The sequence below is a fragment of the Embleya sp. NPDC025285 genome (assembly GCF_055558835.1).
Window position 1 is genome coordinate 147,417 of sequence record NZ_JBVHLU010000007.1, and the last position, 13,602, is coordinate 161,018.

Annotated in this window: 8 protein-coding genes; 5 read left to right on the forward strand and 3 right to left on the reverse strand. The window is 71.9% G+C overall.

Annotated elements, in window-relative coordinates; translation table 11 throughout:
* The first annotated feature begins 175 nt into the window (after nt 1-175).
* From ACZ4FV_RS06990 to ACZ4FV_RS07010, 5 genes are all read left to right on the forward strand, one after another.
* Nucleotides 176-1,759: a GNAT family N-acetyltransferase gene (locus ACZ4FV_RS06990; protein ID WP_402237549.1), complete on the forward strand. Its 1,584-nt coding sequence runs from the start codon at nt 176-178 to the stop codon at nt 1,757-1,759.
* On the forward strand, nt 1,759-3,336 hold the full coding sequence (locus ACZ4FV_RS06995) for a GNAT family N-acetyltransferase (protein ID WP_402237547.1): 1,578 nt from the start codon (nt 1,759-1,761) through the stop codon (nt 3,334-3,336). The genes ACZ4FV_RS06990 and ACZ4FV_RS06995 overlap by 1 nt, the downstream gene beginning before the upstream one ends.
* Nucleotides 3,333-4,148, forward strand: coding sequence for a polysaccharide deacetylase family protein (locus tag ACZ4FV_RS07000; RefSeq protein WP_402237544.1), 816 nt, complete (start codon nt 3,333-3,335; stop codon nt 4,146-4,148). Before ACZ4FV_RS06995 ends, ACZ4FV_RS07000 begins: the two co-directional genes overlap by 4 nt.
* On the forward strand, nt 4,141-5,298 hold the full coding sequence (locus ACZ4FV_RS07005) for a glycosyltransferase (protein ID WP_402237542.1): 1,158 nt from the start codon (nt 4,141-4,143) through the stop codon (nt 5,296-5,298). The genes ACZ4FV_RS07000 and ACZ4FV_RS07005 overlap by 8 nt, the downstream gene beginning before the upstream one ends.
* Nucleotides 5,299-5,387: 89 nt before the next feature.
* A complete protein-coding gene (locus ACZ4FV_RS07010) occupies nt 5,388-6,161 on the forward strand; it encodes a sugar transferase (RefSeq protein ID WP_395859353.1) in 774 nt (257 codons plus the stop codon).
* A 78-nt stretch (nt 6,162-6,239) separates the two neighbouring features.
* Here ACZ4FV_RS07010 and ACZ4FV_RS07015 read toward each other — a convergent pair whose 3' ends face one another.
* From ACZ4FV_RS07015 to ACZ4FV_RS07025, 3 genes are all read right to left on the reverse strand, one after another.
* Nucleotides 6,240-7,379 (reverse strand): hypothetical protein, encoded by a 1,140-nt coding sequence (locus tag ACZ4FV_RS07015; RefSeq protein ID WP_402237539.1) that lies wholly within the window; start codon nt 7,377-7,379, stop codon nt 6,240-6,242.
* 28 nt (nt 7,380-7,407) lie between these two features.
* The gene (locus ACZ4FV_RS07020) at nt 7,408-9,990 is read right to left on the reverse strand and encodes a right-handed parallel beta-helix repeat-containing protein (protein WP_465322059.1); all 2,583 of its coding nucleotides are present in this window, start codon (nt 9,988-9,990) and stop codon (nt 7,408-7,410) included.
* The coding region (locus ACZ4FV_RS07025) for a hypothetical protein (RefSeq protein ID WP_465322061.1) at nt 9,987-13,602 on the reverse strand (3,616 nt) is incomplete at its 5' end. The genes ACZ4FV_RS07025 and ACZ4FV_RS07020, both read right to left, overlap by 4 nt.

Consider the following 13,602-nt stretch of genomic DNA (forward strand, 5'->3'; position numbering starts at 1 on the left):
GGAACATCACGCACGACTCGTGGACGGATTGCGAAACACCCTTCACGCGTGACCCATCCGGCCTAATCTGGTCGGCGGGCGACTCGTGTCCCAACCGTGTGGGGGCGGAGGGCGCCGGTCGGGCACAAACGTTCCGATGCTGCTCACATCGGGACCGCGAGGTGGGGGCCGGGCGATGGTCAATCGTGCATCGACCCTGCGCGCCGAGGAGATCGAGGTCGATCTCGCACGCGCGTGGGACGAATTGGTGGTCGGGCGGGGGGTTCAGGCAGACGTCTTCGACACCCACGCCTGGGCGTCGTCGTGGCTGGCGAGCCGTCCGCATCGGGCCGAACACGTGCGCATACCCGGTGTGTTCGACGGTGACCACCCGCTGGCCCTGCTCCCTCTGGAGTTGGACTCGGCCGGCCGCGCGCACGAACTCGGGCGCGGCCAACGCGAGCGGACACGTGTCGTCATCGGCACCACCGACCCGGAACCCGCCGTGCTCCACGAACTCGCGGCGGAGCTGCGCCGCGGCGGCATCCGGGAACTGACCCTGTATCGAATGGCCGGCCGCGACCCCGCCACGCACGCCCTGCTGGACGCGCTGCGCGAGGCGGGCTACGCGGTGGACGTGCGCGAGCGGATGACCGACATGATCGAGACCACCACCGACGGTTGGTCCGCCTACCGGGCCCGCCACCGGGGCTTCGACAGCGCGGTCGGGCAGACCACCCGCCGGGCCGGACAACTGTGGAAGTTGCGGGTCGCCGCGTTCGGCGCACCGGGCACCCCGCCGCTCGCGGCCGGCCTGGCCGACCACGAGGAACTGTTCGACCTGAGCTGGAAGGGGCGGCTCGGCGCCTCGCCCGAACGCCGCCGACTGCTCACCCACGCGCTCGACGCGCGCGGCATGGCCCGGCTGTACGTGCTCTACGCCGACGACCGCGCGATCGCGTCGTGCCTGGGCGTACGGATCGGCCCGGTCGTGCACTGGCACACCGTCGCCTACGATCCGGCGGCCGCGATGCTCTCACCGGGCAACGTGGTGCACTGGCGCGCCCAGGAACTGGCCTTCGCGGAGGGCGGATTGACCCTGATCGACCTGCTGCCGGGAGCCAGCCCGCTCAAGGACCGGATCAGCACCGAAAGGCCCCCGCTGCTGGACGTGTGCGCGGCCCGGGTACCGCGCCGGGTGTTGCCGCTGCTGCGCGGCGCCCGCGAGGTGCAGCGCGCGGTACCGATCGCCGCCCGAGCCCGGGTCCGCGGCCTGCGCGCCCGGGCGACGGCGAGCGAACCCGGCACATCCGGCATCCCCCGCCGGCTCGAGGCCAGACCCGCGACCGAGGTCCCCGCCCTGCCCAGTCCGGAACTGATCCTGGACCAGCCCACGTTGCGCCTGCTCACCGTGGCCTGCGCACGCAGGGGCCCGCAGGAGATGCGCGCCGAATGGGGCCCGCACGACCGCTGGTACCGGATCGGCGCCGCTCCGCTGGCGGTGGCCCGGGTCGATACCGGCGAAGTCGTTCCCACCCTGCGCGAGGTCGTGCGCTACGACCCGACCTACACCCTGGAGGCGATCGCGCTGATGCTGGCCGACCTGCTCGCGTCGCCCGTCCGCTATCTGGACGCGGTGCCCGTGCGCGACCCGCGCCTGCGCTGGCCCCGCGCGTGGGGACCGCCCACGATCGAACCCGCCGCACCGTCGGCCGCCGCCGTGTCCGCCATCGCGAGCGCGCGCACACGCGGTGCGCTGAGCCGTGCCGAGGGGGCCTGATGCGGGCCCGCCCGATGCACCCCCTGGAGATCGACACCGCGTTCGCCGCGTCCTGGGACCGGCTCGTGGCCGCGCGCGGCGTACACGCCGACCCGTTCGACACCCACGCGTGGTTCGCCTCCACGCTGCACGGCCACCACGACCCGCTGGACGACATCCGCGTGGTGTCCGTGCTCGACGAGGCAGACCAGCCGCGCGCGCTGCTCCCGCTGGAGCGGATCGGCGCCGACCGCTGGGGCGTGTTCTCCGCGCACCGCCGACCGCGCAGCCACGTGGTCGTACACCCCGACGAACCGCACGGCGCCGACTCGATCGCCGACGCGCTCGCCCGCACCGGCATCCGCGAACTGCGCCTGCACCGGATGCCCAGCCGGGACCCGGAGACCCACCGACTGATCGCCGGGCTGCGCGCGTGCGGCTACACCGTCTCCGCCCGAGAGAAGGCCTGCGACATGCTCGCCGGCGTCGAAGGCGGCTGGGCCGGCCACAAGGCCCGGTTCCGCAGCTTCGACCGCTACGCGCACCGCTTCGCCGCCCGGGTCCGCGCGCACTGGGAGCTGACCGTCGACGAGATCGGCGGCGCCGGACGCACGCACGAGCGCGACCTCGACGCCGGATTCGCGATCTACACCGACCTGTTCGCCCGCAGTTGGAAGGGCCCGCTCCAGCCCGCCGCGGCGGACGCACGACGCGACCTGATCGCCCGCGCCGTGCGGCACGACTGGGCACGGCTGTACATCCTGCGGGTGGACGGCGTACCCGCCGCGATGCACCTGTGGTTCCGCCTGGGCGACGTGGCCACCTGGCACTCCACCGCCTACGACGAACGCTTCGCCGCCCTTGGCATCGGCACCGTCGTGCAATGGCAGGCCCAGGAGCGGGTGTTGAGCGAACCCTGGCCGGCCGGCAGCAGCCCGCGCCTGGTCGACCTGATGCCCACCCGCACCCCGCAGAAGTTGCGGCTGGCGCCCGAACGACCGGCGTTGTGGGACATCGAGGCGGTCCGCGACCGGCCCCTGCTCGCCGCCACACTGCCCGCGCGCGGCTTCGCCCGGGCCACCCGGATGTCGGTCGAACAACATCTGCGGGTCCGTCGCGCCAAGTCCGCCGGCCCCGAACCGACCCTGGTCGCCGAGACGGTGATCGCGCCCGCGATCAACCCGCAGGGCGAAGCCGGCCACAAACTCGACCCGGTACACGAGGCCGGCATCGAGGACAACCGCCCGATCGCCCTCGCCTGCGGCTACCGGGGCACCGACGTGGTCGACGCCGGCCGAGCCCGGGGCGAGACGTGGTGGCTGGTCGGCGAACAACCGCACACCCTGGTCCACCTCGGCGCCGACCGCACCGTGCACACGATCGCCGCACTGGGCACCGACCGCGAGCGACCGCACTCCCCACACCCCGACGAGGCGGCCCGCAGCGTGGCCACCGCCCTGGGCGAGACCCTGCGCCTGTACCCGCTCGACCCCGCCGGCACCCCCGGCACCCCGCTCCGCCAGGAACCCGAACCGGTCCCGTGGCCGGTCGCCCGCACCGCTCCCACCCGGCTCACCTCGAAGGGCACCACCCGATGACCGCCATCAGCGGCGACCGCGTGCGCGCCACGCTCAAACGCGGCCTGGCCGCCACCGCCCTCGCCCGCGAGCCCGCACCCGGCGCGACGCTGCTCATCTACCACCGGGTCGGCGGCGGCACACGCGACGAACTGGACCTGCCCGCTGAGGCGTTCCGCGCCCAACTCGATCTGCTCCCGCGCGCGCACGTGGTCTCGCTGGACACCGCCGTGGACCGGCTGGCGGCCGGAGACCGCACGCCCTCGATCGTGCTCACCTTCGACGACGGCTTCGCCGATGTGTACGCCAACGCCTGGCCGGAACTTCAGCGCCGAGAACTGCCGTTCACCCTCTACCTCGCCACCGGCTGCATCGGCGAACGCATGCGCTGGGAAGGCTCCACCGGCACCAGCGGCGGATCCCCCGCGCTGAGCTGGGACCAGGTGGCCGAACTGGCCGAATCCGGCCTGGCCACGATCGGCAACCACACCCACAGCCACGCCCGCCCCGAGGCGCTCACCGCGACCGAACTCGACACCGCCTCGGACGACATCGAGCGCCGACTCGGCCTGCGGCCGGCGCACTTCGCCTATCCGTGGGGCATCGCCGTCCCGGACATGGAACACGCGCTGCGCTGCCGATTCCGCAGCGCCGCCACCGGCGTGCTCGGCCGCAACCTCCCGGGCTGCGACCCGATCCGGCTGCGCCGGGTCCCGGTCCGGCGCACCGACCCACCCGCGTTCTTCCGCGCCAAACTCGGCGGCCGGCTCGCCCAGGAACGCGCCTACGCGGCCGTGGTCGGCCTGGGCAAGAAAGCCGGTGCGCATGCGTGAGCCGCGCGGTCCGGGCGGCCGACCCCTGCGGGTCGCGCACCTGACCACCATCGACATGAGCCTGGCCCTGCTCCTGCGCACCGAACTCGAGGAGGACGTCGCGGCCGGCTTCGAGACCTTCGGGATCAGCGCGTCCGGCCCCTACGTCCCCGAGGTCGAGGAACTGGGCGTCACCCACGTACCCCTGAACTCGCTCACCCGCGCCTGGAGTCCGCGCAGCGACGCCGCGGCCGCCGCCGAACTGGTGCGTACCCTGCGCCGACTGTGCCTGGATGTGCTGCACACACACAACCCCAAGACCGGGGTGCTGGGCCGGATCCTGGGCCGCGCCACCGGCGTTCCGGTGGTGGTCAACACCTGCCACGGCCTGTGGATCCGCCCCGGCGATCCGTGGGTCCGGCGCGCGTTCGTGCTCGGCACCGAGGGCATCGCCGCCCGCGCGTCGCACGCCGAGCTGTACCAGAACGCCACCGACCACGCCACGCTGCGCCGGGCCGTGCCCGGATGGCGATCGCGCGTGGTCGGCAACGGCACCGACCTGGCCCGCTTTCGACCCGATCCCGAGGCCCGCGCGGCCGTTCGGCGCGCACTGAACGTGGCCGAAGATGAACTACTGGTAGGCGGAGTCGGGCGGCAGGTCGCCGAGAAGGGCATCCTCGAGTACGTGGAAGCTGCCGGACTGCTCGCGGGCAAGGCCCGATTCGTGTGGATCGGACCCGAGGACCCGGACAAGACCGACGCGGTGTCCCGCGCCGTGCACGGGTCACAGGTCGAATTCCCGGGCGCGCGCGCCGACATGCCCGCCGTGTACAACGCGCTGGACGTGTTCGTGCTGCCCTCGCACCGCGAGGGATTCTCACGATCCGCCATGGAGGCCGCGTCCTGCGCGCTGCCCATGGTGCTCAGCGACATCCGAGGCTGCCGGGAGATCGGCACCCACGGCGAACACCTGCTCCTGGCACCACCCGGCGACCCTCGAGCACTGGCCGCCGCGATCGACCGTTTGATCACCGAACCGGACCTGCGCGCCGAACTCGGCGCCGCGGCCCGGCGCCGCGCGCTTGCCGAGTTCGACCAGCGCAAGGTCGCGGGCATCTCGATCGACACCTACCGGGCCGTGGCCAAGCGCCGCGGCCTGGGCTGGACTTGACGCACACAGTGGGCGACGACCGGTGAGGGAGACACCGCCGACGCCCGGAAGACGCCACAACGAACGCCACACCAGGGGAGGGGCATGGCATGCGACGACTGTTCGACATCACCGTGGCCGTGCTGGCATTGGTCCTATTGGGGCCGGTCCTGCTCGCGATACACGTGATGATCCGCGCGACCATGGGTGGGCCGGTACTGTTCCGCCAGACACGCAGCGGCCTGCACGGCCGAGACTTCGAGATCCTCAAGTTCCGCACCATGCACGACCCGCGATTTCCGGACGAACCAGACGCGACCCGCATCACCCGCACCGGACAGTTGTTGCGTACCACTAGCCTGGACGAACTACCGCAACTGATCAACGTGTTGCGTGGACACATGAGCATCATCGGGCCACGTCCGACGCTGCCGAGTCAGGTGGTGCACTACACGCGGCGCCAGCGCGGCCGGCTCGACGTGCGGCCCGGACTGACCGGCTGGGCCCAGGTCCAGGGGCGCAACGCGCTCAGTTGGCCGGTGCGGATCGAATACGACCTCTGGTACGTGCGCAACCGCAGCGCCCGGGTCGACCTGACCATTCTGTGGCGCACCATCGGAGTGTTGTTGCGCCCGACCGGGATCACCGCCGCCGGCGGGGTCAACCCGGGCTTCCCGGTGCCGGTGGCCACGCTGCCCGCGGAGGACCCGGGTCGGGAGGCCGCGGCCCGCCCCGGGGGCACCCGCTTCGACCGCGGCGAGACGTTCCCGCTGCCCAGACCCATCGTGTGGACCGCGCCGATCACGCACTCCCCGGTCGACCCGACCCGGATGTTGCCTCCGCAGCGGCCGGCGGGCGAATCGATGGCCGAAGAGGTCTCCTGAACCCGAGGCCGCCGTGCGCACGGATGTCCGTGCCCGATCGTGGGGATCGGGCACGGACATCGTCGCGTTCGGCCCGGGTCAGCCCGTGCAGTTCGCCTGCACCTGACCGGCCGCCAGATGCGCACCCGCGGTGCCGCCCCAGTCCACGCCGCGGGTGACCAGCTTGACGGCGATCCTGCCGTTGCTCACCGGGAAGGTGCCGGCACTGACCCAACGACCCTTGTTGGAGACCTGGTCGACGGTGAACTTGTCGTACCAGGTACCCGTCTTGTCGTCCTCCTTGCCGCGCAGCACGTAGTACTGCGCGGGATTGCCGCCCACGTCCCGGCCGTTGCCGGCGGGTACGTACACGCTGAGCTGACAGCGCCGGGTGGCCGAGCCGACGTCGAACCACCACAACACCCGTGCGCTCGTGTCGTCCTTGTTCTTGTCGCCGGACATCGGCACCGCGTCGAACCTGCCGTTGCAGCCGTCCTTGTTCCAGCCGCCGCTGCCCACGGTGTACCAGCCCTTGGAGCCGTCGCTGTAGCGGCCCACCTCGGCGAAACCGCTCGCGCCGCTGTTCGCGCAGCCGTAGCCCGAGACGCCGGTGAAGGTCTGCTTGGGCGCGAGCGAGCCGGGCTGCGCGGGCGGCGGGACGGCCGGCTTCGGGGCGGAACCTCCCGGCGTGGTCCCGGGGTTCGAAGACGTGCCGCCGCCGGGAGAACCGGAGAGCGGAGCGCGCGCGCCGGGCGTGGAGCCGCCGCCACCGAAGGTTCCGGTCGAGCCGCCAGACGAGGCCGAACCACCCGAATTGCCGGTTCCGGACGAACCGTTGCCGCCGGTGGGGTAGTCGGGCGGGTACGCCGAGCCGCCGGCGGGGGCGCCCGCGCCGGGTGCGCTGTTGCCCGGGCCGGGATCGCCGGGCGGAACGCCGGTGTCGCTCCCGGAGATCGCGGTGTTCTGCGGCGGCGTCGAGGCGCTCGGCGGCGTCACCTGGACCGGCTTGTCCTGCATCGGCGCCGCCTGCGCGACCGGCTTGCGGTGACCGCCGTCGTCACCACCGAACTCGATCGCCGAGGCGATGGTCACCACGGCCAGACCGGCCGCCGCGAGCGCCGGCATGCCCAGGCTCACCGTCCACACCCGGCGGCCGGGTCGCAGCGGCCGCCGGGGCGTACGCACCGAGCGCGCGAAGGCGTGCCCGAAGTCGGGTTCGGGGTTGGGGAGTTCGGCCATGTCGTGCCTTTCGGGTCGGTTCGGCCGCTCACGCCTGATCGGGCGCGGCCGGAACGAGATCGGGAAGGTCGGGCGCGCGCAGCGAGACCAGGTCCGCCGCGGTCACCTCGGCCATCGCGGAGATCCGCCGGGCGTGCCGCTCGGTCATCTCCTGGAAGGCCTGCCGCGCGGAGCGACCGTTGCCGAACCGCCGATCGCGCGGGACCGAGTCGAAGTAGGCCAACAGGCCCGCGCGGGCCGACTCGTCGAGGGTGTACTCGTACGCCGCGGCCTGGTGCTCGACGATCCTGACCAGGTCGGTGGAGGCGTAGTCCTCGAACACCACGGTGCGGTTGAAGCGTGAGTCCAGGCCGGGGTTGGAGTCGATGAAGCGGTGCATCTCGTCCGGGTAGCCCGCGACGATCACCACCACGTCGTCGCGGTGATCCTCCATCAGCTTGACCAGCGTGGCGATGGCCTCCTGACCGAAGTCGCTCCCGCCCGCGGAGGTGAGCGAGTACGCCTCGTCGATGAACAGCACGCCGCCGAGCGCCTTGCGGAACACCGCCGTGGTGCGCGGCGCGGTGTGCCCGACGTACTCGCCGACCAACGCGCCGCGATCGGCCTCCACCAGATGACCGCGCGTCAACATCCCCAGCGCGGCCAGGATCCGTCCGTACAGCCGGGCCACCGTGGTCTTGCCGGTACCCGGGTTGCCCGCGAACACCAGATGCCGGCTGAGCGGCGGCGGGGTCAGCCCGGCCTCCTCGCGGCGGCGCACCAGTTGCATGAGCTGCACCAGCGTGGCCACGTCGTGCTTGACCCGGGCCAGACCGACCAGGTCGTCGAGCTCGGCGAGCAGTGAGGTCAGATCCGCCGGCGCGGGGACCGGGTCGCCCGGCTCGGGCTCCCGCCCGGAGAGCGGCGCGGTCGCGGACGAACTCCGACCGGACACCGTTGTGTCCGCCACACCACGCGCGACACAGTCGGTGAACACCGCCGACGTGTCGTCCGGGTCCTCGATCGTGGCGTCGCTCGGGCAGTCCCGGAAGGAGCAGTCACGCAGGGTCGGTGCGGCCCCGGCGGCGACGTACACCGCCGGATAGGCCGATCCGCCCACCACGCAGTCGGTGAACTCGCCCTTGGCGCCGCCCTTGAGGAAGATGCCGTTCTTGCCCGCGCCGGTCAGCGAGCCGGACCGGACCACCGGCGCCGCGTCGGTCCACACCACCATCGCCGAACCCGCGCTGTCGGTCACCGCGCAGTCCTCGAACACGGGCGTCGCACCCTCGTGCACGACCACGCCGGCGGTCCCGGCCCGGGCCACCCGGACCCGGCGCAGCGTGGGCCGGGCCCGCGGACCCACCTCGATCCCGGCCCGCCCGGTGACGGTGAACGCGCAGTCCTCGACCCCGGCGTCGAGATCCTCCTCGAGCCGCAGCCCGGTGCCGCAGTGGTGCGCCGCGCACCCGGTCAACCGGGCGGTGCCGATGCCACCGAGGTGCATGCCGGTCATCTCGGCGGAGCGCACCAGTACCCCGTCCGCGCCGAGGCCGGCCGCGCCCGCGAGGCACAGGCCGTGTTCGGGGGTCGGACCCAGGACGACCGCGGCGAGCTCGCCGTGCGCGTGCTCGTCCAGGTGCACGGCGGTGAACGTGGTGTCCGCGACGGCGACCCCGTCCAGGCCGACCCGGGCCCGGCCGCGCGCGAAGACGCCGTTGGCGCCGGTGGAGCGGATCAGTCCGCCGATCACGTCCAGGCGGGAATCCTCGTCGGCGACCGCGCCGCTGAGCGTGGAGGCGACGATCTGGCAGTCCAGCACGCTCGCGTGGGCCCGACCGATCGCGGCCAGCCCGGAGGCGCCCGCGCGCTCGATCGCGGTGCCGCGCATGGTCAGCTTCGCGCCGCCGCGCACGAGCACCGCGTCCTCGCCGCTCTCGGCACAGCGGCAGGCGTCCAGGCCGAGGGCCGCGCCGTCCTCGGCGAGTACCGCGTTGCGCGCACAACGCAGGAAGGCGCAGCCGCGCACCTGCACGCCTGCCTGGTCCCGCACCTCCAGCCCGATCACCGCCTCGACGATCACCGAGTCCGCCAGGGTCACGCCGGCCGAGCCGGCCGCGAGCACGCCCGCGCCGTCCACGGAGAGCACCCGGCAGCCGGTCATCGCCAGCCGGGCCCGGTCCGACACCGAGACGCCGGCCACGCCGGCGCCGGATATTCGGCAGCCGCTCAGCCGGACCCGGGCGTCGTCGGCGATCGCCACCCGGCCACCCATGACGCGGCACTCGTCGAAGGCCACCTCGGCGGTGCCGGTGACGCGTACGGCCGGCGCGTCCGCGTCGGCGGCGATCAGCACGACGCCTTCGACGCCCGCCCCGGATCCGCCGCGCACGGTAAGCGCGACATCCTGAGCACCCGTCAGGCGTACGCTGCCGGGCCCCTGTTCGGCGACCAGGACCACGGCGCGGTCGAGTACGACGTGTTCGCGGTATTCGCCGGGCGCGAGCAGGACCCGGGCGCCGTCAGGGGCGGCGTCGATCAGCTCGGCGATGGTGCGGCGCGCTCCCGCGCCCCGCGTGGCGCGGTCGCCGCGATTGCCGCGGGCGCCGCCGCGGTTGCCGAACACACTCACGGCTTGGTTCCGTTCTCGGGTGTGGGGTGCGGGAGGTACTTGTCGTTCAACCCGAGCCACCCCTGGAAGAGCTTGTTGAGCTGCGCGTCGATCAGCTTCTCGCCGAGCTTGATGCCGATGTCCAGGACTCCGGACTTACGCCAGAACCGGCCCGCCATGTAGGCGTCCACGCCGAACCTGAGGGCGCCGGGACCGAAGGCGCCGCCGGCCAGTGAGCCGAGCGCCGCAACGCCGCCGTAGGCGAGCGCGTCCAGGCCGTAGTGCTTGACACCGTTCTTGTCGCCGAACACCGCGGCGTTGATCGAGCCGTTGACGAAAGCCACGAGCGGGTTGACCGCCAGGCCCAGGCCGAACTTGTACAGGCCCGACCGCCAGCGCAGCGCGGTGTCGAAGTTGGCCCAGTCGGTCTTCCAGTTGTCGCCGAAGTAGGGGTTGGTGTTGAACGGCTTGCCGAAGTCGTTCGCGGTGAGCCCGTCCTTGAACTGCTTGGGGGAGAACGAGCCGGGACGGAACTTGAGTTCGTGCAGGCGCGCCATCAGCCCGGCGAAGCTCGCGGACACCGCGGAGTTGAGGAAGATCCTGCCCCAGTCGGTGCCGGAGACGTTCCCGTCGTTGATCAGCTCGGTGATGATGCCGGCCAGCACCGAGAGGCCGAAGTCCTGGGTGAACTCCATGCCGACCTTGGTCCACACCTTCTGCTCGAAGGTCCATTCCCTGGTGCCGCGCAGCGCGTCGGGCGCACCCCAGTGCCGTCGGTTGGTGTCCGCGAGGCCGCGGTTGTAGCCGCGGAACTCGTTCAACGCGCCGTGGTGGTCCACGGCGCGTCCGACCAGCTTGAACCGCGAGTCGACGCCCGTGGCGCCGAGCTTGTCCGGATGGGCCCAGGACTTGATCCGGTTGAGCACACCCGGGTCGGCGGCCGGCATCTTCTCGAAGATCTTCGTGGAGAAGCCCTGGTGCACCACGACGTTGCCGTCGGCGTCGTACAACCGCTGCTGGAGGTAGGCGAGATCCTTCTCCAGGTAGCCGACGACGTTGCCCTGGTGGGTGATCGGCTCGAACGAGCGGATCTTCGCGCCGTTGCGGAGGTCGTCCCAGTGCCGGGTGTTCGGGATGCCGTCCGGGCCGACGCGGTATTCGCGGATCGCGTCGCCGCGACCCTCGCGGATGGTGTGGGTGACGCCGCCCACCTCGATCTCGTCGCGCCAGTACTTGCCACCGGCGTCGACGTGATTCACCGAATGCCCGCCGGGATGTGCCTGGATCTCCCCGGTGCGGGTCCTGACCGTGGTCGTGTACCGGTCCGCGGCTCCTCGTTCGATCACCGCGATCCGGCCGTCGCCGAGCGACTTGTGCTCGTACACCAGGACGTCTCGATCACCGATCCTGCGGAAGTCCTTGAACCCGTCGTCGAAGCCCTCGCCCCACATCTGCGCGCCGCCGCGGTTGGTCGTACGGAAGCCGGTGTTCTCCGCGCCGGGCAGCGCCATACCGTGCTCGTCCAACCGCTGCCAGGTGAAGCGGCCGTCGGGCCTACCGTCCATCCTCGCGTGCACGAAACCGCCGCTGTCGAGCGCGTCGCGGCGTTCGACGATCTGGCCGAATCGGTTGCGGTCCACCCAGGGCCCGGTGCGGCCCAGATCGCCCTGGTACTCGCGGACCGTGCCCTTGCGGTCGACGACTTCGCGGACCAGGACGCGCTCATCGGTCCCCGGGACGGTCTTGTAGTCGGCCCAGCGGCGATCCGCGCCGAACTCGCGCACCCCCGTCTCGGTGCCACCCACCTCGCGCCAGGTTCCGCCTCCGCCCGGAGTGTCGGCGGTGAACTCGATCCTGCGGCCGTCCAGCAGCACGCGACTTTCGCGCAGCAGCTCGCCGTTCAGGTTGAAGTCCTGCCACGTGCCGTCCAGGCGCTGGAAACGCACCGCACGCTCGATCGTCCCGTCGGCGGCCGTCCAGGAGACCTCCCAGTGCCGGAAGAGTCGGTCGTCCCCAGTGAACAGGTTCCCGGGGAAGTCCGGTTTGCCGGGGAAGAACGGAACGTTGAAGCGCTGCTGCCAGATACGGCGCGCCTTGAGCTCGAGGTCGCCGAACTTCGAGAAGGTCGCGGACTCCTCGTTGACGTAGTTTCGCTCGATGTAGTGCTTGAACTGCTCGGTCGGCTGCACGCTCGGCTCGAACGTGTACTGCCTGGTGCTTCGCGCCTTGTCGGGTGCGGAGAAGAACTTCTTCCCCAGCCCGCCGCGCATCGGCGCGAATCGTTCGAAGGCGACGAGCCCGCGGTCGGCCACATCCTGCATCGCGGCACCGGCATCGCCCTTGACATGGGTGACCCGGGCCTTGAAGCCGAAGTTCGGATCGAACCGGAAGCGCAGCTCGCCCTGGGCCTGGAGCGTGCCGTTCGCCTCCCATTTGTGCCAATTCCAGTTCCGGAAGCCGGTCTTCTCGGTGATCAGGATCCCGCCGTCGAGCTGCGGGTAGAAGTCGCGCACCTTTCCGCCGAACAGGTGACGGGCGTTGAGCTCGAAGACGCCGTCGATGACGTCATAGGCGGTGTTGTCCCAGCGGATGTAGCGCGTGCCGGAGGCGATCGGGCTGTGCCCGGCGGTCTTCTCGACCCACGTCCATTTGCCCGCGTGGTCCCGGAAGCCCTCGATCCAGTGCCCCTCGTGGGCGCCGGAGGGATCGCGCGTGTAGACGGTCGTGCCGTCTCCGTCGACCAGTCGACGGATCCCGTTGTCCCTGCCGTCGGGGCCGGCGGGCCACTTCTCCACCGTGCCCTTGCGGAACGGCATGTGTTCCCAGCCCAGGTCGTGGCCGACCGAGGCGCCCGCGGGGCGTACGTCCTGCCAGGTGAGGGTGACGTGATCGATGCGGCGGGTGGCGCCGGCGATCGGACCGCCGAGCGGGTACTCGAGCAGTCTGTGGTCGAACAGGTCGGGGCCGTCCCACTTCTCCCACGTGCCGTGCAGCCGGTCGGTCACCCTGAACTCGCCGGAGTCGGACAGGCGCTCGCCGACATGGGTGACCTTTCGGCCGCGTATGGCATGGCCCTCGACCTTGAAGGCGTCGTTCGCCCACACCTCGAAGTTGCGACCCGCGACGCCGGTCGGGCCGTCGAACACCTGGTATCGACCGTCGGCCAGCCGGCGTGCGTCGGCCAGTACGGCGTGCGTGCCGTCGGCTTGGCGAGGTCCCCAGATCTGGAAGTCCCGGGCCGCGTCGTCGACGCCGGAGACCCTGAAGAGGTTCTTGCCCGGGATGTGCGCGCCGTTCTTGAGCACGACCCCCTGGGCGTCCCAGATCTGGAAGCCCTGCGTCGGCCCGGTACGGGGGGCGTGGAACACCTGGTGGGTTCCGTCGCCGAGGGCGCGGGCCTCCCTGAGCACCGGGTGGGCGCCGCCGGCGGTGTTCGGTCCCCAGATCTGGAAGTCGGCGTTGTGCGGGTTGGTGACCTTGAAGTCGGCGGTCGCGGGCCGGTACTCGGCGCTTCTGAGGATGCTGCCGTCGCGGTCCCAGATCTGGAAGTCGGCGTTGTGCGGGTTGGTGACCTTGAAGTCGGCGGTCGCGGGCCGGTACTCGGCGCTTCTGAGGATGCTGCCGTCGCGGTCC